Genomic DNA, 19,037 nt, shown 5'->3' with positions numbered 1-19,037 from the left:
CCATCAGAGTACCCCCGGACGGGGGTCCGTGCCCGCAAGGACGCGCAGATCGGTGATGCGGGATCTGAACGCGACCCGCGAGCGGACAGGAGGCCCGGTGCCAGCTGGCACCGAGCCTCCTGTCCGTGGAGTGTCAGGTCCTAGGACTCGATCTCGCCCTGGGGCGCGTCGGTCGCGGCCTCGACCGCGGCTGCACCGGCGAGGACCTCTTCACGGCCCGGCTGACGCCCGGTCTCGAAGTGGAACACACCGTCGACGAAGTCGACCTTCACGTGGTCACCGGCGTTGAGCTCACCCTGCAGGATGTGCTCGGACAGCTGGTCCTCGACCTCGTGCTGCATCGCGCGACGCAGGGGCCGAGCACCGAGGGACGGGTCGAACCCGACCTTGATGAGCTGCTCCTTGGCCGGCAGCGTGAGCTCGACGGTCATGTCGCGGTCGAGCAGGCGGTCGGCCAGACGCTTCACGAACAGGTCCACGATCTGCAGCAGCTCGGGCTGCGACAGCTGCGGGAACACGATCGTGTCGTCGACACGGTTCAGGAACTCGGGCTTGAAGTGCTTCTTGAGCTCCTCGTTGACCTTGCCGCGCATGCGGTCGTAGCCGACGGCCGAGTCACCCTCGACCTGGAAGCCCACCGGGCCACCGGCGATGCCCTGCGAACCGAGGTTCGTGGTCATGATGATGACGGTGTTCTTGAAGTCGACCACGCGGCCCTGACCGTCGGTGAGACGGCCTTCCTCGAGCACCTGCAGCAGCGAGTTGAAGATGTCCGGGTGGGCCTTCTCGATCTCGTCGAACAGGACCACGGAGAACGGCTTGCGGCGCACCTTCTCGGTGAGCTGGCCGCCCTCCTCGAACCCGACGAACCCGGGAGGGGCACCGAACAGGCGGGACACAGTGTGCTTCTCACCGAACTCCGACATGTCGAGGGAGATCAGCGCACCCTCGTCGTCGAACAGGAACTCGGCGAGGGCCTTGGCGAGCTCGGTCTTCCCGACGCCCGTGGGGCCGGCGAAGATGAACGAGCCGGAGGGACGGTTCGGGTCCTTCAGGCCGGCACGGGTACGACGGATGGTCTTGGACAGGGCCGAGATGGCCTCTTCCTGACCGATGACGCGCTCGTGCAGTGCCTTCTCCATGAAGACGAGACGCGAGGTCTCCTCTTCGGTGAGCTTGAACACCGGGATGCCCGTGGCCTGGGCCAGGACCTCGGCGATGATGCCCTCGTCGACGGTGCCGGAAGCGGCGACGTCACCCGCACGCCACTGCTTCTCGAGGCGGAGACGCTCGCCGAGGAGCTTCTTCTCCTCGTCGCGCAGGCTCGCGGCCTTCTCGAAGTCCTGCTCCTCGATGGCGGCTTCCTTCGACCCGCGGACCGTCGAGATCTTCTCGTCGAACTCGCGGAGCTCCGGCGGCGCCGACAGGATCGACAGACGCAGGCGAGCGCCGGCCTCGTCGATCAGGTCGATGGCCTTGTCCGGCAGGAAGCGGTCCTGCACGTAGCGGTCCGCCAGGTTCGCCGCGGCGACGATCGCGCCGTCGGTGATGGACACCTTGTGGAACGCCTCGTACTTGTCGCGCAGACCCTTGAGGATGTTGATCGCGTGGGGCAGCGACGGCTCGTTGACCTGCACCGGCTGGAAGCGACGCTCGAGTGCGGCGTCCTTCTCGAAGTGCTTGCGGTACTCGTCGAGCGTGGTGGCACCGATGGTCTGGAGCTCACCGCGGGCGAGGAGCGGCTTGAGGATCGAGGCCGCGTCGATCGCACCCTCGGCTGCACCGGCACCGACGAGCGTGTGGATCTCGTCGATGAAGACGATGATGTCGCCGCGGGTGCGGATCTCCTTCGTGACCTTCTTCAGGCGCTCCTCGAAGTCACCGCGGTAGCGGGACCCGGCGATGAGCGACCCGAGGTCGAGCGAGTAGAGCTGCTTGTCCTTCAGTGTCTCGGGCACGTCGCCCTTGACGATCGCCTGGGCGAGACCCTCGACCACGGCGGTCTTGCCGACGCCGGGCTCACCGATCAGGACGGGGTTGTTCTTGGAGCGGCGGGAGAGGATCTGCATGACCCGCTCCATCTCCTTCTCGCGCCCGATGACGGGGTCGAGCTTGCCGTCGCGCGCGGCCTGGGTGAGGTTCCGGCCGAACTGGTCGAGGACCTGCGAACCCTGCTGCGCGTTCTGCTGCTGCTCGCCGCCGACGGCGACCGCTTCCTTGCCCTGGTAGCCGGACAGGAGCTGGATGACCTGCTGGCGCACCCGGTTCAGGTCGGCGCCGAGCTTCACGAGGACCTGGGCTGCGACACCCTCGCCCTCGCGGATCAGGCCGAGCAGGATGTGCTCCGTGCCGATGTAGTTGTGGCCGAGCTGCAGCGCCTCGCGCAGGGACAGCTCGAGCACCTTCTTGGCGCGCGGCGTGAACGGGATGTGCCCGGTCGGCTGCTGCTGGCCCTGCCCGATGATGTCCTGGACCTGCTCGCGCACGGCGTCGAGCGAGATGCCCAGCGACTCCAGCGCCTTGGCGGCGACGCCCTCGCCCTCGTGGATGAGGCCGAGGAGGATGTGCTCGGTGCCGATGTAGTTGTGGTTGAGCATCTTCGCTTCTTCTTGAGCGAGGACGACAACACGACGGGCCCTGTCGGTGAATCTCTCGAACATGTGCTCTCCCTTGGCCCCTGATGAGCGGAGCCGACGCTGTGCCGGTCTCGTGTGAGTCCGGCCAAGTACTTCGAGAGTAACCAGCGCTCCCCCCGGGGGCTGCCCCTGTTCGCCGTGGGCGTGACCAGGGTGCGTCTTGTGCGCAGTGAGCGAACGACGAAGCGGACTGGAGGCCCGTGGCGATTCCGCCACGGGCCTCCAGTCCGCTTCGTGGTCGCGCTGGGTCAGGCGCGCCGCACCGCGCGACGCAGGTCACGTCGGAAACGGCGCGCGTCGACGCCGAGGGCGTCGAGGACGTCGTGCGCCGATCCGGCGAGCGGATCGTCGACCGAGTCGAGCACGGCGAGGACGACGTGCGGCGGTCGGATGCGCTCCGAACGCCCGGCGGTCGTCGCGGCGCGGGCGAGCACGCGCATCGCAGCAGGCGTGCACGCGACGCGGTCGTGTTCTCCGGGGCAGGTGGTGTGGGCGCCGACGAAGGCGCGGATGCCGGAGCGGACGGCGTCGGGGGTGATCCGGTGCGCATCGAGGACGGGCCGGAAACGGGGCATGCCGGCGCAGAGCGTGACGGCGGCCAACAGCAGGTGTTCGGCGTCGACGAAGCCGAAGCCGGACTCGTGGGATTCGAGGTCGGCGAGCAGCACGATCTCGCGGCCGTGCCGGACGGAAGGGAGGGCGACGGAGAGCTGAGCGGTCTGCATGTATTCAGAATATCTCATGCCTCTGCGGACGACCAGCCCGCATCGGAGGTCCGCTCGGTACGATCCGGTCATGGAGCAGCCCGTCGTCGGCCTCGTCGTCCACCCGACCAAGAACGTGCAGGAGTCCGTGACGACCCTGCAGCGCTGGAACGCGTCCGGCCAGGGCGAGCTGCTCGCCCGGCGCGCGGACGCCCAGCGCATCGGCGGCGGGGTCGACGTGGTCGACGACGACGACTTCACCGACCGCGTCGACCTGGTCGTGGCCCTCGGCGGCGACGGCACCATGCTCGGCGCGATGCGGCTCGTGGCGAAGCGCCCGGTGCCCGTCCTCGGGGTGAACTACGGCAACGTCGGGTTCCTGGTCGAGATCGAGCCGCCCGAGCTCGAGAGCGCGCTCGAACGACTGTCCGCCGGCGAGTACCAGCTCGAGCCGCACCACGCGCTCGAGGCCAGGTTGTCCTGGGGCGGTGCCCGCACCGACTACCTGGCGTTCAACGACCTGACCATCGTGCGGCGGCCCGGCGCCGGGCAGGTCTCGGCCGACCTCAGCGTCGGGGGCCTCGGGTACGGGTACTACCGCGCCGACGCCATCGTCGCCTCCACCCCCGCCGGCTCGACCGCGTACAACTACGCCGCCGGTGGGCCGGTGCTCTCCCCCGCACTGTCCGGCTCCGTGGTGACGCCGGTCGCGCCGATGGCCGGGATCGACCGTTCCGTGGTGCTCGCCGCGCGGGAGCGCTACCGGTTCGACATCGCCGAGGGCACCAGGAGCGCAGCGCTCGAGGTCGACGGACTCGTGGTCGGCGAGGTGGCCACCGGGGCGCAGATCGACATGCGGCTCCGCAAGGACGCCGGCAGCGTGGTGCGCCTCGACGCCGAGCGGCACGGGCGTACCGGGCGGGTGAAACTCAGCCTGCTCGACCTGCCGGTGCGGCCAGACCAGTTGGTCGAGCTCATCCCGAGCGACCTGCGGCAGAAGCTCCGGCGCGAGATCGACGACTGACGCCGCGTCGGTGCTGGCCCTGGCCCTGGCCCTGGGACCGGCCCGGGCCCCGGCCCGGGCCCCGGCCCCGGGAACGTGAATGGCCCGCTCGAGCAGTGCTCGAGCGGGCCGTCCCATCACCCCACCGGATCGTCTTCCCACAGAACGACCCGGTTTCCCCGCGCCGGCACGGGTGAACGTACCGGCCGAAGTCCGCTGACCTAGTTGGTCAGGTACAGCTGCATGTCCTGCGAGACCGCCTTGGCGAACAGACGCAGCTTGGCGCGCGACTCCACGCGGCTGACGGCCTGGCGGGTCGTGTGCACGATCTTCGAGATCTCGTCGAGGGTCATCGGCTTGTCGTCGTCCAGGCCGTAGCGCATGCGGATGACGTTCGCCTCGTCGCTGGGCAGCTCGGCGACGATGGAGCGGATGTCGCGGTGCAGCAGCGTCGTCTCGGTGAGCTCGTTCGGGCTCGCGGCGTCCTCGTCCTCGATGAAGTCACCGAGTTCGCTGTCGTCGGAGTCGCCGACCACGGTGTGGATCGAGACCGGCTCGTGCGAGCGGCCCTTGAGGTCGACGAGCTCCTCGACGCTCATGCTCAGCTCGGCGGCGACTTCCTCCGGCATCGGCGCACGGCCGAGGTCGACGGTCAGGTCACGCTCGGTGCGCGAGATCTTGTTGATGAGCTCGACGGTGTGCACCGGGATGCGGATCGTGCGTGCCTTGTCGGCGAGACCACGCGAGATGGCCTGACGGATCCACCAGGTGGCGTAGGTCGAGAACTTGTAGCCCTGCGTGAAGTCGAACTTCTCGACCGCACGAACCAGGCCGAGGTTGCCTTCCTGGATGACGTCCATGAAGGGCAGGCCGCGCTGCGAGTACCGCTTGGCGATGCTCACGACGAGGCGGAGGTTCGAGGTGATCATGCGCTCCTTGGCGCGCTCACCGTCACGGACGAGCCAGCGGAGTTCACGCTGCAGGGTCTTCGCGAGACCCTTCTCGGTGGCGAGCTTCTCTTCGGCGAAGAGCCCGACCTCGATGCGGCGTGCGATCTGCGCTTCTTCCTCGGCGGTGAGGAGCGAGAGACGGCCGATGTGACGGAGGTAGTCGCCGACCTGGTCGACCGAGGCGCCGCGGACACCGGCGAGCTGCTCGTCGGCCTCGACCTCGGTGTCGAGGGAGGTGGTGGCGGACTCGGCGGTCGCGGTCTTCGATGCCGGTGCCTTCTTGGTGGCGGTGCGGCGGGTGGTGCTGGGTGCAGCCGTTGCGATCGTCATGGTGTTTCTCCCTGCGTTCGACGGTGATGGCTTCGTGGGGCGTTGCCGGGGGGTGCTGATGAGTAAAGCGGCCCGGAGGTGTACCCCACAAATCGTTCGGAGCGATTCTCAGGGTTCTCCGTGCTTCGTCATCGAAAGCGTCCCCCGCGGGGTACAGCCCACCGACAGTCTGGTCCCCCATTCGGCCCTAGTTCAAGCGGATAACGCCGTGTTTCCGGCGTTGCAGGCGTGTTTCACCAGCGTTTCCGATCGTGTACCCCAGGCGACTGCGTACTCCGGACATGCAAAAGGGGTACGTCCGACCGGATCAGTGCGATCTGGTCGTCGTACCCCGAATACCGAATGGGTGGGGGTCACCAGGAGGGTTCGAGCCACCCGTCCCGGCGCTTGGAGACCTCGAGGTCTGCGTCTCGGTCGAACTCGTCGTACTCGCTCTCGATGTCGCCGACGAGGCTGCGGCCCGTGAAGGGATGTGCGGTGGTTGCCATGCGGACGATGCTCACCCCGGCACGCGTCGGCGAGGTGAACGGTGCGTGACGGTCCGTCGGCGCTCAGACGTCGAGGTCGTCGACGTCGCCCTCGTCGTCGAGGGGTCCGCCGTCGGCTTCGCGGTCGGTTCCGTCGGCGGGCAGGCCGGCCGTGCCCGCCACCGGGTGCCCGAAGGCGTCATCCACGTCGAGGTCGTCGAGATCGTCGACGGGTTCCGGGAAGGTCGGCATGCGCGACAGCGTCACACCGCGCGGTGAACGCCGGGTGAAGTCAGCGCAGGACGTGCGCGCCGGACAGCGCGCGGGGAGCAAGGTGCTGCGGCTGTGGCTGGGGCTACTCGGCCGACGTCGGAGCCGGCGCGGGGCGACCGTGCTCACGCTCGAAGCGGGCACGCTCCTCGGCCTCGACCTTGGCGTACGCGGCACGCTCGGTCCGGTCGGCACGCATGATCGCGCGCATCACGAACCAGAAGATCAGGCCGACGACGATGGTCGGCGTCAGGGCGAAGACGATCCCGCTTACGACTCCTTCAGGCACCCGAGCATCGTACCCCGGTGGACCGGGAGTTATTTGACCAGCGGGAACAGGATCGTCTCGCGGATGCCCAGGCCCGTGATGGCCATGAGCAGGCGGTCGATCCCCATGCCCATGCCGCCCGACGGGGGCATCGCGTGCTCCAGGGCCCGCAGGAAGTCCTCGTCGACGCGCATCGCCTCGAGGTCACCGCCGGCCGCGAGCTTCGCCTGCTCGACGAACCGCTCCCGCTGCACGACCGGGTCGACGAGCTCGGAGTACGCCGTGCCGAGCTCGAAGCCGCGGACGTACAGGTCCCACTTCTCGACGACGCCGGGACGCGTGCGGTGCTGCCGGGTGAGCGGCGAGGTGTCGACCGGGAAGTTCATCACGAAGGTCGGGCGGTCGAGCGAGTCGATGACGAAGTGCTCCCAGAGCTCCTCGACGTACTTGCCGTGCGTGGCGTGGGCGACCTCGACGCCCTCGGCCTCGGCGAGCGCCTGCAGCTCGGACAGCGGGGTCTCCGGGGTGATCTCGCGCCCCGCGGCCTCGGACAGCGAGCCGTACATGTCGATGCGGGGCCACTCGCCACCCAGGTCGTAGGTGCTGCCGTCGGGCAGGGTGACCTCGAGCGCACCACCGGTGACCGCGCGGGTGGCGTTCTGCACGAGCTCCTGCGTCAGGTCGGCCATCTGCTCGTAGTTGCCGTACGCCTGGTACGCCTCGACCATCGCGAACTCGGGCGAGTGCGACGAGTCGGCGCCCTCGTTGCGGAAGTTGCGGTTGATCTCGAACACCCGGTCGATGCCACCGACGACGGCACGCTTCAGGAACAGCTCGGGTGCGATGCGCAGGAACAGCTCGGTGTCGAAGGCGTTCGAGTGCGTCACGAACGGTCGGGCCGAGGCGCCGCCGTGCTGGGTCTGCAGCATCGGGGTCTCGACCTCGAGGTACTCGTGCGCGGTGAAGGTCTGGCGGAGCGAGGCCATCACGGCAGCGCGGGCACGCACGGTGGCGCGGGCCTCGTCGCGGACGATGAGGTCGAGGTAGCGCTGGCGGACCCGCGTCTCCTCGTTGAGCTCGTTGTGCAGGTTCGGCAGCGGCAGGATCGCCTTCGCCGCGATCGCCCAGTCGTCGACCATGATGGACAGCTCGCCGCGGCGCGAGGAGATCACCCGCCCGTGCACGAACACGTGGTCGCCCAGGTCGACGAACTCCTTCCAGCGGGCGAGGGACTCGTCTCCCACCTCGGCCAGGGAGACCATCGCCTGGATGCGCGAGCCGTCGCCCGACTGCAGGGACGCGAAGCAGAGCTTGCCGGTGTTGCGCGAGAACACCACACGACCAGCGATGCCCACGACGTCCTGGGTCTCCTCGCCGGTCTCCAGGTGCGCGTACTGCTCGCGCACGGCCGGGATCGTCGTGGTGATGGGGAGCTCGGCGGGGTACGCCTCGATGCCCGACTCCAGCAGCTTCGCCCGCTTGTCGAGCCGGACCTGTCGCTGCTCGCTGGTCTCCTGCTCGGCCAGTGCGGCGGCGGCGGCGATCGCGGTGTCGGGGGTGACGGTCTCGTCGGTCATGCGGGTGCGGCTCCGATGGTCGTGGGGGTCGGGGGAAATGCTACCCGCGCCGCGGTCCCGCCCCCGAACCGTGGCCGCCCGGCCCACAGTTCCCGCCCCCTCGGCTGAATTGAGCGGTGGGTCCCGACCACCCCGGGCTGCAGAGCTACGGGCTGCAGAGCTACGGGCTGCCGGGCTGCCGGAGCCGAGACCGCGGTCACAACACCCCGCCCGCACCACGCCCGCCGGTCACAATCTGTCGGCTTGAGCACGCGCAGCCGACAGGTCGTGACCACTCGGGCGGACTGAGCGGGGAGTCTTGACCAGCCGGAGTTCCCGAGCCCGCCGGAACAGGAGCCGAGACTGGGGTCACAACTCCCCGCATGCGTCAGGCCCACCGGTCACAATCTGTCGGCTTGAGCACGCGCAGCCGACAGGTCGTGACCACTCGGGCGGAACTGAGCGGGGAGTCGCGACCTCTCGAGCGCCCGGCCCCGACTTCCTCCCCGCGCCGCGGCCCGCCCCCGAACCGCTAGAGCGTCGACTGCCCGTCGGCGGCGGTGAGCGCGTTGTCGACGGCGGAGCGGACGAGCGCACCGAGGACACGACCCGGGTGTTCGACGCCGATGCCCGACAGGGTGCCGGCGGACTGGTCCACGATCGCGGTCGAGAAGCTCACGGCGGCACGCACCGCATCGGCGTAGGCGGGCCGGTCGCCTTCGGCCACGACGAACGGTTCGGCGCCCATCTCGACCACGAGCGCCTGCGCGATCGGCAGGACGGGCGCCGGTGCGGTCACCGCGCAGTACGCGTCGCGCAGCCGGGACAGGTCGACGCTCGTGCCCGTGAAGGCCATCGCGGGGTGGATCGCCAACGGGATCGCACCGGCTGCCATCGCCGGGGCGAGGATGCCGACGCCGTGGTCCGGGCTGGTGTGCACGACGAGCTGCCCCGGTTGCCAGATCCCGGCGTCCGCCAGACCCTGCACGAGCGAGGCGAGCTGGTCGTCCGGCACCGCGAGCAGCACGAGTTCGCTCCGCTCCACCAGGTCCGGCGTCGCGAGCACCGGGGCGCCCGGCAGCATGGCCTCGGCGCGGTCACGGCTCTCGTCGGACACGGCGGTCACCCCGACGACGGCGTGCTCCGCGTTCGCCAGGGCCGCTCCGAGGACGGGTCCGACCCGTCCGGCGCCGACGATGCCGACCCCGAGACGCCCGGCCCTCATCGTGCGGCTCCGGTCGGGGGGACGTCGGCCCAGCCGGCAGGGACGGCACCGGACCGGTGGTCCGCCGTCGGTCCGGCAGGGATTCCGGACCCGGGCACGGTGTCGGCCGCAGCGTGCGTGGCCGTCGCGGGACGGGCCTCCCGTTCGCGCCAGCGGTGGGTCGTGTCGACCGCTGCGGCCTGGACGGCACGCTGCGTCGTCTCCGACCACAGGCGCTGCGCGTCACGCGCGTCGAGCGCGCCGACGCGGGCCGAGACCGGACCGGCCACGGTGTGGACGTGGACGGCTGCGAGCCGCAGGGCACGCTCGAGCGGACCCTGCTCGACCTTGACGCTCTGCACCCGGGGCAGCGGCACGATGACGAGCGAGCGCCACACGGCACCGAGCCGCAGCAGCACCGCACCCTGCACGAACCGGTAGCCGTTGCGCCGGAACGCGAACGGACGGAGCCAGGCGCCACGTCGTGGGGAGTGCACGAAGCCGCCGCGGTCGCCCGAGGTGGTGAGGCTGTCGTCGACGACGTCCACGGCTTCGGCCGCACCCTCGCGCAGCGCTTCCTGCGAGGCTTCCGGGCCGGCGACGACGGTGCCGACGAGCCCCGGCAGGATGATGTCGAGGACCTCGCGGACGTCCGCCGTGGTGCCGACGGGCAGCACGATCGAGGACACCTGCTGGTTGCTCGACGCCCCGTTGCCGGCGCTCGTCGCACGGTTGATGCGGATGTCCCACCAGCCGAACGGACGCCACAGCAGCGGCTGGGCGACGCTGACGGCGTGGATGCGGCCGGGCGGCAGCGTCTCGTTCGACGTCGAGACCAGCCCGAAACCGATCCGGATGCCGTCGCGGGTCTCGGCGATCGTGTACTGCAACGAGCGGGAGAACTTGCGGACGTAGTACCCGCCGGCACCGAGCACGGCGGGGAACAGCCCGAACAGCAGGCCGTACTCGCCGGTGACGGCGACGCTGACGATCATCGCGGTGATGACGAGCACGAGGAACAGCGTCGTGCCGGACAGCAGCATCGACGCGATGAGGCGACCGGGGCGCACCTTGACGATGCGGGTGGCGTGCACGGCTGCCGGGTCGAGCTCGGGCGAGAACATCTCGTCGACGCGGTCCTGCAGTGCTCCGTGCGACTGCCGCGACGGACCACCGTGGCCGTCGTCGTCCTTCGTGCCGGACGCCAGCACCAGGATCCGCTGCCGCAGGTCGTCGGCGGCACGGGCCCCGAGGTAGGCGAGCTGCACGTTGGCGTCGTTGCCGGCCTGCGCGATCTCGAGCTTGGCGGTGCCGAACACCCGGGGCACGAGCGGCCGCTGGATGTTGATGCCCTGGATCCGGTCGAGCCGGGCCTTCCTGTGGTTCCGGAACAGCACGCCCGAGCGCACCTCGACGATCTCGCCGGTGACGCGGAACTCGTGCATGCGCCAGGACAGGTAGAACAGCCCGATCAGCACCACGAGCAGCACCACGATGCCGAGCAGGACCCAGCCGACGACGCCGTGCTCGTACACGTACCGGACCGGGTCGCCGTCCTCCTGCTGCTCGCCCGGGATGAAGAACTCGACGAGCCGGTCACGCAGGCTGTTCAGCACGTAACCGAGGATGACGATGAGGAAGATCCCGCCCTTGAGCAGCGGGGTGAGCGGGTGCAGGCGGTGCCACTCGCCGTCGGTCAGGGGTGCCGCGGCGGCCGCGTTGCCCCGGGTGGGCGGCGCGGGCGGAGCGGGTGGCGGGGTGCCCGGTCGGAAGGTCACGGACGACCCCTACAGTCCGGCGCGACGGGACTCGGCGAGCTCGACGAGGCGGTCGCGCAGCTCGTCGGCGTCCGCTGCCGGGACACCCGGGATCCGGACGTTCGTGGCGGCGGCGGCGGTGACGAACTTCAGCTCGCTCATGCCGAGCGCCCGGTCGAGCGGCCCGCGGGCGACGTCGACGAGCTGCATCCGGCCGTACGGGACCGCCGTGAACCGCTGCCACATGAGCCCGCGGCGCACGACCAGGTCGTCGTCGCGGAGCGCGTAGCCGATGGCCCGGACCCGTCGGGGTGTGAGCGCAGCGGTGATCGCCGTGACGACCGCGACCACGATGCCGATGGTGAGCCACACGGTGCCGGCTCCGGAACCGAAGCCGCCCGTGACGATCCCGATGAGCACGCAGCCCGCGGTGAGCACGACACCGATCACGAGCGTGGCGATGAGTTCGGTCCACACGAGCTTCGCGGACACCCGCTGCCAGGCGATCCCACCGAGGCCGAGGCCGGGCTCGTCGAGTCGTTCACGCGGCATCGCGGGCCTCCTGGGGTTGCTCGGTCAGTTCACCGTCGTCGAACCGTTGCGGGGATCGTCACGGTCGTCGTCGTCACCCGGGGGTGCGATGCACATCCGCTCCGCCACGAGTGCGCAGACCGTCAGGACGATCCCGCCCCCGACGGCGATCACGTTCGGCAGGGTCGAGCCTAGCGAAGGCGTCGCGGAACGGGTGAGCAGGTACAGCACGAGGCCGAGGGCGAACCCGCCCAGCAGCGTGCCGCAGATGCTGGACGCCTTCGCGAGCACGACGACCCGCGTCGCGTAGAGCGGGTCGACCGGCCGCTGGCGCCCGGCGCCGTCGCGCGCGTGTCGGCGCACCGGGCGCGCCATGAGCACGACGGCGACACCGATGAAGGCGAGCGTGATGCCGAGCGGGATCGAGAACAGGAACGTCGGCAGTTGGCGCGACGCCAGGACGGCGTCGAGCGCGAAACCGGCGACCACCGTCACGATGGCGATGCTGAGCAGCGTGGAGGCGCGGGTGGGCTTCATGCGCTGGTCGCGCTCCCCGCCGGCCGGGAGGCCCGTGTCGGCTCCGCGAACAGGCGCGGCTCGTCGACGCGCTCGGTGTCGTCCCCCACGGCGGTGAGCAGGTCGGCCACCGGTCCGGCACCGGGCAGGACGGCCTCGGGGTCGGCGTCGAGCCACGGGGCGAGCACGAACGCGCGCTCCGCCGCCCGGGGGTGCGGCACGACGAGGGTGTCCGTGGCGATCCGCAGGTCGTCCACCGCGACGATGTCGAGGTCGAGGGTGCGGTCGCCCCACCGGACTTCGCGCGTGCGGCCGTGGGCGTCCTCGATGCCGTGCAGGGCGTCGAGGAAGGCCTGTGGCTCGAGTTCGGTGTCGACGACCACGACGGCGTTCCGGTAGCGGGGCTTCGACGTGTCGAGGCCCTCGAGGGTCACGGCGACCGACTCGACCTCGCGGCTCGAGGCCACCGGCTCGACCCCGGGCAGGGCGGCGATCGCGGTGGCGGCGGCACGGAGCGTGCTCCCCCGATCGCCGAGGTTCGCTCCGAGGGCGACGACGACCCGGTGGGTCATTCTTCTTCCTCGTCCGGCACCGTGGCGCCGCGGGTGCGTCGGATGGTGATCGACACGTCGGTGAACGGCACGGTGATCGGGGCCTGCGGCTTGTGCACCGTGACCTCGGTCGCCAGCGCGGCACGGTGGGTGAGCACGGCCGCGGCGATGCGCTCGGCCAGCGTCTCGATCAGGTCGACCGGGTCGCGTTCGATCTCGGCGACGACCTGCTCGGCGAGGACGCCGTAGTGCACGGTGGCGTCGAGGTCGTCGCTACCCGAGGCGGCACGGGTGTCGAGCTCCACGGCGACGTCGACGACGAAGTCCTGGCCGTCCTCGCGCTCGTGGTCGAAGACGCCGTGGTGTCCGCGGGCGCGGACCCCGGTGAGTCGGATGGTGTCGTTCACGATCGAGCTGCCCTCCAGGCGTCCCAGACGTCGAGCACGGCACGGGTCGGTGCCGGGTCGTGCACGCGCACACCCCACGCGCCGCGTTCGGCGGCGAGCAGGCTGATGGCGGCGGTGGCGAGGTCGCGCTCCCTGGGCGGAGCGCCCTCGGGGCTCCCGACACCGTCGAGGAACCGCTTGCGTGAGGCGGCGACGAGCACCGGCAGGCCGATCGAGGCGAAGCGCTCGTAGCCGGCCAGGATCTGCCAGTTCTGCACCCCGTGCTTGGCGAAGCCGAGACCCGGGTCGATGACGACCTGCTCCTGCCGGACGCCGAGCACGATGAGTTCGGCGACCCGGAGCTCGACCTCGCGCCGGACCTCTTCGACCGCGTGGGTGTACTCGGCGTTGCGGTACATCCGGTCGCTGTGGCCGCGCCAGTGCATGACGACGAAGCCGACGCCCGTCGACGCCACGACCCGGGCCATGTCCGGATCGGCGAGGCCGCCGGAGACGTCGTTGACGATGGCGGCGCCGAGGTCGACCGCGCGCTCGGCCGTCGCGGCGTTCATGGTGTCGACGCTGACCGGGATCCCTTCGGCCACGAGCTGCTGCACGATCGGCAGCACACGTTCCTGCTCGACCGGCACGGGCACGCGCTCGGAACCGGGCCGGGTCGACTCACCACCGACGTCGATGACGTCCGCACCGGCGGCGACGAGGTCACGTGCGTGCTGCACGGCGGCGTCGTAGGCCTGGTGCAGCCCACCGTCGCTGAACGAGTCGGGGGTGACGTTGAGGATGCCGAGCACCCGGGTGCGCTCCTCGGCCGGACCACCACGGTCACGGCGACGGCCGGTCACGACCTCCGGCACCGGCTGGGGTGCACGGAGGTCGATCGCGACCGTCGCCGGTTCGGCGGCGGCGGCGCGGGCACGACTCACCTCGGCGAGTCGACGCTCTCGTCGCGTCGGCAGCTCGGTCATGCCGGCCTACGCGGGGGCGATACCCGGGTTGCCGAACGGGCGACGACGGGTCTTCGAGGTCGACTCGGAGTCCGACGGGTCCGCTGCGGTCGAGGCGGCCTTGCCGGGCACGTCGATCGCGGGCAGGTTGCTGACCGGGCGCTTGTCGCTGGAGAGCCACTGCGGGCGCTCCGGCAGCTTGCGGACGTCCTTGAAGATCTCCACGAGCTCCGGGGCGTCGAGCGTCTCCTTCTCGAGGAGCTCGCCGGCCAGGCGGTCGAGGATGTCGCGGTTGTCGTTGAGCACCTGGTAGGCCTCGTCGTGCGCGGCCTCGAGCAGGGCTCGGGTCTCGGCGTCGACCGTCTGGGCGATGGTCTCCGAGTAGTCGCGACCGGTGCCACCGCTCATGTCACGGCCGACGAACGGCTCGCTCGAGCCGGAACCGAGCTTGACGGACCCGACGGCCTGGCTCATGCCGTACTCGGTGACCATCTTGCGGGCGGTGCCGGTGGCCTTCTCGATGTCGTTCGAGGCGCCCGTGGTCGGGTCGTGGAACACGATCTCCTCCGCGACGCGACCACCCATGGCGTAGGTGAGCTGGTCGAGGAGCTCGTTGCGGGTGACCGAGTACTTGTCCTCGAGCGGGAGCACCATCGTGTAGCCGAGGGCACGGCCGCGGGGCAGGATCGTGATCTTCGTGACCGGGTCGGTGTGCCGCATCGCCGCTGCCGCCAGGGCGTGGCCGCCCTCGTGGTACGCGGTGATCAGGCGTTCCTGGTCCGACATGATCCGGGTCCGGCGCTGCGGGCCGGCCATCACTCGGTCGACGGCCTCGTCGAGGGCACGGTTGTCGATGAGCTGCGCGTTCGAGCGGGCGGTCAGCAGGGCCGCCTCGTTCAGGACGTTCGCCAGGTCGGCACCGGTGAAGCCCGGCGTCTTGCGGGCGAGCAGCTCGAGGTCGACGCTCGCGGCGAGCGGCTTGCCCTTCGCGTGCACCTCGAGGATCTGCTTGCGGCCGGCGAGACCCGGGGCGTCGACGCCGATCTGGCGGTCGAAACGGCCGGGGCGCAGGAGCGCGGGGTCGAGCACGTCGGGACGGTTCGTCGCGGCGATGAGGATGACGTTCGTCTTGCCGTCGAAGCCGTCCATCTCGACGAGGAGCTGGTTCAGCGTCTGCTCGCGCTCGTCGTTGCCACCGCCGATGCCGGCACCACGGTGACGACCGACGGCGTCGATCTCGTCGATGAAGACGATGGCCGGCGAGTTCGCCTTGGCCTGCTCGAAGAGGTCACGGACACGGCTCGCACCGACACCGACGAACATCTCGACGAAGTCCGAACCGGAGATCGAGTAGAACGGCACGCCGGCTTCACCCGCGACGGCGCGGGCGAGCAGGGTCTTGCCGGTTCCGGGAGGGCCGTAGAGCAGCACGCCCTTCGGGATCTTCGCCCCGACGGCCTGGAACTTCGCAGGCTCCTTGAGGAACTCCTTGATCTCGTGCAGTTCCTCGATCGCCTCGTCGGCACCCGCGACGTCGGCGAACGACACCTGCGGGTTCTCCTTGTTGTTGATCTTGGCCTTCGACTTGCCGAACTGCATGACCTTCGAGCCGCCGCCCTGGGCGCTCGAGAGCAGGAACCAGAACAGGGCACCGATGATCAGGAACGGCAGCAGGATGCCGAGCAGCGACAGGAACCAGTTGCCCTGGGCGACGCGGTCGTTGTAGCCGTCGGGCAGGTTGGCGTCGTTGACCGCCTGCACGACCTCTTCGCCGCGCGGGGTGGAGTAGTAGAACTGCTCCTGCTTGTCGCCGTCCTTCAGGACGAGGTCGACCCGCTGCTCGGTGGAGTTGATGGTCGCGGACGAGACCTTGTCATCGGAGAGCTGCTCGAGACCCTTCTGGGTGTCGATCTCTTGCGTGCTGCCCTGGCTGATGACGCTCCAGCCGATGAAGATGCCCGCCAGCGCGATCAGCACGTAGAGGTACGGGCCGCGGAAGATGCGCTTGAAGTTCATGTGATCCGGGCGCGAGTGCCCGACACCTTTCTCTGCCGAAGTTGCGTGCAGGTCAGCATACGGCCGCGATTCTGTGGCGAGAATGGGTGTCCTCTGCGGGCGAACTCACCCCCGGGCCAGAGTCGGCCGAGTGCGACCCGAGCGCGGCGGGCCGCCCGTCAGGAGTAGACGTGCGGAGCGAGGACGCCGACGCCGCGCAGGTTGCGGTAGCGCTCGTCGTAGTCCAGGCCGTACCCGACCACGAAGGCGTCGGGGATGTCGAAGCCGACGTACTTCACGTCGACCTCGACCTTGGCGGCCTCGGGCTTGCGCAGCAGGGCGACGATCTCGACGCTCGCGGCACCGCGGGACTGCAGGTTCTGCTTGAGCCACGACAGGGTCAGACCGGAGTCGATGATGTCCTCGACGATCAGGACGTCACGGCCGTGCAGGTCGGTGTCCAGGTCCTTGAGGATCCGCACCACACCGGACGACTTCGTGCCGGAGCCGTACGACGACACCGCCATCCAGTCCATCCGCGCCTGCATCTTGAGGTGGCGCGAGAAGTCAGCCATCACCATGACGGCACCCTTGAGCACCCCGACGAGCAGCGGGTCGCGGCCCGCGTAGTCGGTGTCGACGACCGCCGCGAGCTCGGCGAGCTTCTCGTCGATCTGCTCGGGGGTGAAGAGCACTTCGGACAGGTCTGCCTGGACGTCGGAGAGTTCCACCACGCCAGCCTAACCGGCGCTGAACTCAATGCGGTCGCCGGTCCGCGTGGCACGGACGCCCGGCAGGTCGATCGGGCCCTGTCCGCTCCAGTCCGTGACCAGCCGGCAGACCTCGAGCGTCTGCAGGCGCGACAGCGTCACCCCGAACTCGCTCTCCACCGCCAGGCGCACGAGTCGCTGCCGGAGCGCCGGCGGGTTCGCCCCGAGCGCCCGCACCGACAGCGAGATGCCCGCCTCGGAGTGCTCGGCGATGTCCTCGGCGATCTCCTCGGCGAAGTGGTCGAGGGCGGCGGAGTCCTCGCGCAGCTGGTCGGCCGTGCGGGCCAGGGCCTCGGGCACCCCGGCACCGAGCTCCCGTTCGAGCACCGGGAGCAGGGTGTTCCGCACGCGCACCCGTGCGTACGCGGGGTCGTCGTTCTGCGGGTCGTGCCACGGCGCCAGCCCCGCTGCGGCGCACGCCTGCCGGGTCGTGTGGCGCCGGACCGACAGGAGCGGCCGGCCGTACGCCGGACCGCCGTCGCGTCGGGCGAGCGGTTGCATGCCGGACAGGCTGTCCGGCCCGCTGCCGCGCAGCAGGCCGAGCAGCACGGTCTCGGCCTGGTCGTCCAGGGTGTGGCCCAGCAGCACCAGGGGTGACCCGGTGGCGGCCGCGACCTCGGCGATCGACGCGTGGCGGGCCTCCCGGGCGGCGCCTTCCGGACCACCGTCGGAGCCGACCGTGACCCTGCGGACCGTCACCGGGTCGAGTCCCAGCTCGGATGCCTGCCGGGAGGCGCGGCTCGCGACCGCCTCGGAACCCGCCTGGAGCGCGTGGTCGACGACCACTGCCCCGGCCCGGAGACCCTGCTTGCCCGCTTCGAACGCGGTGGCCGCCGCCAGGGCGAGGGAGTCCGGTCCACCGCTCAGTGCGACGAGGACCAGGTCGCCTGCGGCGACCACACCGTCGTCGACGGCTGCGGCGAGCAGGTCTCGGACCGCCAGGCGGGTCTCGGCGACGGCGGGGTCGAGCCGGGGACGCGGAGAGTTCACCCGGTAACGTTAGCCGCGCTTTCGCAACACACGACAGTCCCCGAAGCAGACACAGGAGCGCAACATGGCCGCGTACGACGTCGTCGTCGAGATCCCCAAGGGCAGCCGCAACAAGTACGAGGTGGACCACGAGACCGGTCGCGTCTACCTCGACCGCGTGCTGTTCACCTCGTTCGTCTACCCCACCGACTACGGGTTCTTCGAGAAGACCCTGGCCGACGACGGTGACCCCGTGGACGCGCTGCTGCTGCTCGAGTTCCCGACGTTCCCCGGCGTCGGCGTCAAGGTCCGCCCCGTCGGCGTCTTCAAGATGAGCGACGAGGCCGGCAACGACGAGAAGGTCCTCGTCGTCCCCGCCAAGGACCCGCGCTGGGCACACATCCAGGACATCTCGGACGTGCCGGAGCAGACGAAGGCCGAGATCGCGCACTTCTTCGAGCGCTACAAGGACCTCGAGCCGAACAAGTGGGTCAAGGCCGAGGGCTGGGGCGACGCCGCCGAGGCCGAGCGCATCGTGCAGGCCGGTCAGGCCGCGTACGTGCCCGGCTCGCACTGACGATCCCCTGACGACGAACGGCGCCCGCTCTCCATCCGGAGGGCGGGCGCCGTTCTGTGTCGTGCGGGGCGCACGGGGCTGGGCGGGGCGGGGCGCACCTGGTCGGGGCTTACCTGGTGGAAACGGGCGTACCTGGTGCTTTGATCCGTGCAGGTACGCCCGATCTCGCTTGCTACCGCAGCCGCTCTGGGAAAGAACGGGCACACCGAGAGCGGGCTACAGGGAACCGCTCGGTCGGGCGACGTACGGCATGAGCTGGTTCGGCAGCCAGATCGCGCGCTCGACGACGCCGACGCCGGGGCGCGCGGCCTCGACCATCGTGCCGTAGCTCGTCACGATCGAGTCGTGGTACGCCCCCGACGCCGTGCCGTTCGACGAGTAGAACAGGATGTCGCCGGGCTGGCGCTGGGACAACGGGACGAGGCGGCCGATCGACTTGAAGTAGTTGTACTGCCAGACGACGTTGTGGCCGCCGGTCGCGATGCCCTGCGAGCTGTAGGCCATCATCACGAGGCCGGAGCAGTCCCAGGTGTTCGGGCCGGCGCCGCCGAGGACGTACGCCTTGCCGAGCTGACCGCGGGCGTAGGAGATCGCGCCGGCGGCCTTCGAGGGGCTGTCTCTTATACACATCT

The 19,037-nt window shown here is 70.3% G+C and carries 20 protein-coding genes; 2 read left to right on the top strand and 18 right to left on the bottom strand.

What is annotated here, in order from left to right:
• Positions 1-140: 140 nt before the first annotated feature.
• Positions 141-2,660: an ATP-dependent Clp protease ATP-binding subunit gene (locus DEJ30_RS00100; RefSeq protein WP_110858519.1), complete on the bottom strand. Its 2,520-nt coding sequence runs from the start codon at positions 2,658-2,660 to the stop codon at positions 141-143.
• 224 nt (positions 2,661-2,884) lie between these two features.
• Positions 2,885-3,361 carry a Clp protease N-terminal domain-containing protein gene (locus tag DEJ30_RS00095; protein WP_181419930.1) on the bottom strand — a complete coding sequence of 159 codons (477 nt, stop codon included), beginning with the start codon at positions 3,359-3,361 and terminating at the stop codon, positions 2,885-2,887.
• A gap of 70 nt (positions 3,362-3,431) precedes the next feature.
• Between DEJ30_RS00095 and DEJ30_RS00090 the strand changes: the two genes are divergently transcribed.
• The gene (locus tag DEJ30_RS00090; protein ID WP_110858517.1) at positions 3,432-4,364 is read left to right on the top strand and encodes an NAD(+)/NADH kinase; all 933 of its coding nucleotides are present in this window, start codon (positions 3,432-3,434) and stop codon (positions 4,362-4,364) included.
• A 200-nt stretch (positions 4,365-4,564) separates the two neighbouring features.
• Here DEJ30_RS00090 and DEJ30_RS00080 read toward each other — a convergent pair whose 3' ends face one another.
• The 15 genes from DEJ30_RS00080 to tilS form a co-directional block, all read right to left on the bottom strand.
• Positions 4,565-5,623 carry a sigma-70 family RNA polymerase sigma factor gene (locus DEJ30_RS00080; protein ID WP_110858516.1) on the bottom strand — a complete coding sequence of 353 codons (1,059 nt, stop codon included), beginning with the start codon at positions 5,621-5,623 and terminating at the stop codon, positions 4,565-4,567.
• A 353-nt stretch (positions 5,624-5,976) separates the two neighbouring features.
• Positions 5,977-6,111, bottom strand: a complete 135-nt coding sequence (locus tag DEJ30_RS18420; RefSeq protein WP_258320880.1) for a hypothetical protein — start codon at positions 6,109-6,111, stop codon at positions 5,977-5,979.
• Positions 6,112-6,174: 63 nt separating this feature from the next.
• Positions 6,175-6,342 (bottom strand): hypothetical protein, encoded by a 168-nt coding sequence (locus tag DEJ30_RS17980; protein ID WP_181419929.1) that lies wholly within the window; start codon positions 6,340-6,342, stop codon positions 6,175-6,177.
• Positions 6,343-6,445: 103 nt separating this feature from the next.
• On the bottom strand, positions 6,446-6,649 hold the full coding sequence (locus DEJ30_RS00070) for a hypothetical protein (RefSeq protein ID WP_071245264.1): 204 nt from the start codon (positions 6,647-6,649) through the stop codon (positions 6,446-6,448).
• Positions 6,650-6,678: 29 nt separating this feature from the next.
• A complete protein-coding gene (gene lysS / locus DEJ30_RS00065) occupies positions 6,679-8,205 on the bottom strand; it encodes a lysine--tRNA ligase (RefSeq protein WP_110858514.1) in 1,527 nt (508 codons plus the stop codon).
• A gap of 511 nt (positions 8,206-8,716) precedes the next feature.
• The gene (locus tag DEJ30_RS00060) at positions 8,717-9,409 is read right to left on the bottom strand and encodes a Rossmann-like and DUF2520 domain-containing protein (RefSeq protein ID WP_035809347.1); all 693 of its coding nucleotides are present in this window, start codon (positions 9,407-9,409) and stop codon (positions 8,717-8,719) included.
• Positions 9,406-11,166, bottom strand: a complete 1,761-nt coding sequence (locus DEJ30_RS00055) for a PH domain-containing protein (RefSeq protein ID WP_110858513.1) — start codon at positions 11,164-11,166, stop codon at positions 9,406-9,408. Before DEJ30_RS00055 ends, DEJ30_RS00060 begins: the two co-directional genes overlap by 4 nt.
• 9 nt (positions 11,167-11,175) lie before the next feature.
• On the bottom strand, positions 11,176-11,697 hold the full coding sequence (locus DEJ30_RS00050; RefSeq protein ID WP_110858512.1) for a PH domain-containing protein: 522 nt from the start codon (positions 11,695-11,697) through the stop codon (positions 11,176-11,178).
• A 24-nt stretch (positions 11,698-11,721) separates the two neighbouring features.
• Positions 11,722-12,213 (bottom strand): DUF3180 domain-containing protein, encoded by a 492-nt coding sequence (locus DEJ30_RS00045; RefSeq protein ID WP_110858511.1) that lies wholly within the window; start codon positions 12,211-12,213, stop codon positions 11,722-11,724.
• Complete coding sequence (folK, locus tag DEJ30_RS00040; protein ID WP_110858510.1) at positions 12,210-12,764, bottom strand: 2-amino-4-hydroxy-6-hydroxymethyldihydropteridine diphosphokinase; 555 nt, start codon at positions 12,762-12,764, stop codon at positions 12,210-12,212. The genes DEJ30_RS00045 and folK overlap by 4 nt, the downstream gene beginning before the upstream one ends.
• A complete protein-coding gene (gene folB, locus DEJ30_RS00035) occupies positions 12,761-13,150 on the bottom strand; it encodes a dihydroneopterin aldolase (RefSeq protein WP_110858509.1) in 390 nt (129 codons plus the stop codon). Before folB ends, folK begins: the two co-directional genes overlap by 4 nt.
• The gene (folP, locus tag DEJ30_RS00030; protein WP_181419928.1) at positions 13,147-14,115 is read right to left on the bottom strand and encodes a dihydropteroate synthase; all 969 of its coding nucleotides are present in this window, start codon (positions 14,113-14,115) and stop codon (positions 13,147-13,149) included. Before folP ends, folB begins: the two co-directional genes overlap by 4 nt.
• Before the next feature lie 6 nt (positions 14,116-14,121).
• Positions 14,122-16,110, bottom strand: coding sequence for an ATP-dependent zinc metalloprotease FtsH (gene ftsH, locus DEJ30_RS00025; protein ID WP_027467057.1), 1,989 nt, complete (start codon positions 16,108-16,110; stop codon positions 14,122-14,124).
• Positions 16,111-16,268: 158 nt separating this feature from the next.
• A complete protein-coding gene (gene hpt / locus DEJ30_RS00020) occupies positions 16,269-16,820 on the bottom strand; it encodes a hypoxanthine phosphoribosyltransferase (protein WP_110858508.1) in 552 nt (183 codons plus the stop codon).
• Between the two features lie 9 nt (positions 16,821-16,829).
• A complete protein-coding gene (tilS, locus tag DEJ30_RS00015; protein WP_110858507.1) occupies positions 16,830-17,849 on the bottom strand; it encodes a tRNA lysidine(34) synthetase TilS in 1,020 nt (339 codons plus the stop codon).
• A 64-nt stretch (positions 17,850-17,913) separates the two neighbouring features.
• Between tilS and DEJ30_RS00010 the strand changes: the two genes are divergently transcribed.
• Positions 17,914-18,405 carry an inorganic diphosphatase gene (locus DEJ30_RS00010; protein WP_027467055.1) on the top strand — a complete coding sequence of 164 codons (492 nt, stop codon included), beginning with the start codon at positions 17,914-17,916 and terminating at the stop codon, positions 18,403-18,405.
• Between the two features lie 216 nt (positions 18,406-18,621).
• Here the strand turns inward: DEJ30_RS00010 and DEJ30_RS00005 are convergent.
• Positions 18,622-19,037, bottom strand: a 416-nt coding sequence (locus tag DEJ30_RS00005; protein ID WP_110858506.1) for a C40 family peptidase, incomplete at its 5' end; no start/stop codon positions are given.

The organism is Curtobacterium sp. MCPF17_003, from assembly GCF_003224385.1.
Lineage (GTDB): Bacteria > Actinomycetota > Actinomycetes > Actinomycetales > Microbacteriaceae > Curtobacterium > Curtobacterium flaccumfaciens.
The sequence above is the reverse complement of the archived record's forward strand: the minus strand, read 5'-3'. Positions and strand labels throughout refer to the sequence as shown.

What these genes read in the sequence shown, in the direction of transcription:
- DEJ30_RS00100 (WP_110858519.1), bottom strand. Translation starts at nt 2,660, where the DNA reads ATGTTCGAGAGATTCACCGACAGGGCCCGTCGTGTTGTCGTCCTCGCT.
- DEJ30_RS00095 (WP_181419930.1), bottom strand. Translation starts at nt 3,361, where the DNA reads ATGCAGACCGCTCAGCTCTCCGTCGCCCTCCCTTCCGTCCGGCACGGC.
- DEJ30_RS00090 (WP_110858517.1), top strand. Translation starts at nt 3,432, where the DNA reads ATGGAGCAGCCCGTCGTCGGCCTCGTCGTCCACCCGACCAAGAACGTG.
- DEJ30_RS00080 (WP_110858516.1), bottom strand. Translation starts at nt 5,623, where the DNA reads ATGACGATCGCAACGGCTGCACCCAGCACCACCCGCCGCACCGCCACC.
- DEJ30_RS18420 (WP_258320880.1), bottom strand. Translation starts at nt 6,111, where the DNA reads ATGGCAACCACCGCACATCCCTTCACGGGCCGCAGCCTCGTCGGCGAC.
- DEJ30_RS17980 (WP_181419929.1), bottom strand. Translation starts at nt 6,342, where the DNA reads ATGCCGACCTTCCCGGAACCCGTCGACGATCTCGACGACCTCGACGTG.
- lysS (WP_110858514.1), bottom strand. Translation starts at nt 8,205, where the DNA reads ATGACCGACGAGACCGTCACCCCCGACACCGCGATCGCCGCCGCCGCC.
- DEJ30_RS00060 (WP_035809347.1), bottom strand. Translation starts at nt 9,409, where the DNA reads ATGAGGGCCGGGCGTCTCGGGGTCGGCATCGTCGGCGCCGGACGGGTC.
- DEJ30_RS00050 (WP_110858512.1), bottom strand. Translation starts at nt 11,697, where the DNA reads ATGCCGCGTGAACGACTCGACGAGCCCGGCCTCGGCCTCGGTGGGATC.
- DEJ30_RS00045 (WP_110858511.1), bottom strand. Translation starts at nt 12,213, where the DNA reads ATGAAGCCCACCCGCGCCTCCACGCTGCTCAGCATCGCCATCGTGACG.
- folK (WP_110858510.1), bottom strand. Translation starts at nt 12,764, where the DNA reads ATGACCCACCGGGTCGTCGTCGCCCTCGGAGCGAACCTCGGCGATCGG.
- folP (WP_181419928.1), bottom strand. Translation starts at nt 14,115, where the DNA reads ATGACCGAGCTGCCGACGCGACGAGAGCGTCGACTCGCCGAGGTGAGT.
- ftsH (WP_027467057.1), bottom strand. Translation starts at nt 16,110, where the DNA reads ATGAACTTCAAGCGCATCTTCCGCGGCCCGTACCTCTACGTGCTGATC.
- DEJ30_RS00010 (WP_027467055.1), top strand. Translation starts at nt 17,914, where the DNA reads ATGGCCGCGTACGACGTCGTCGTCGAGATCCCCAAGGGCAGCCGCAAC.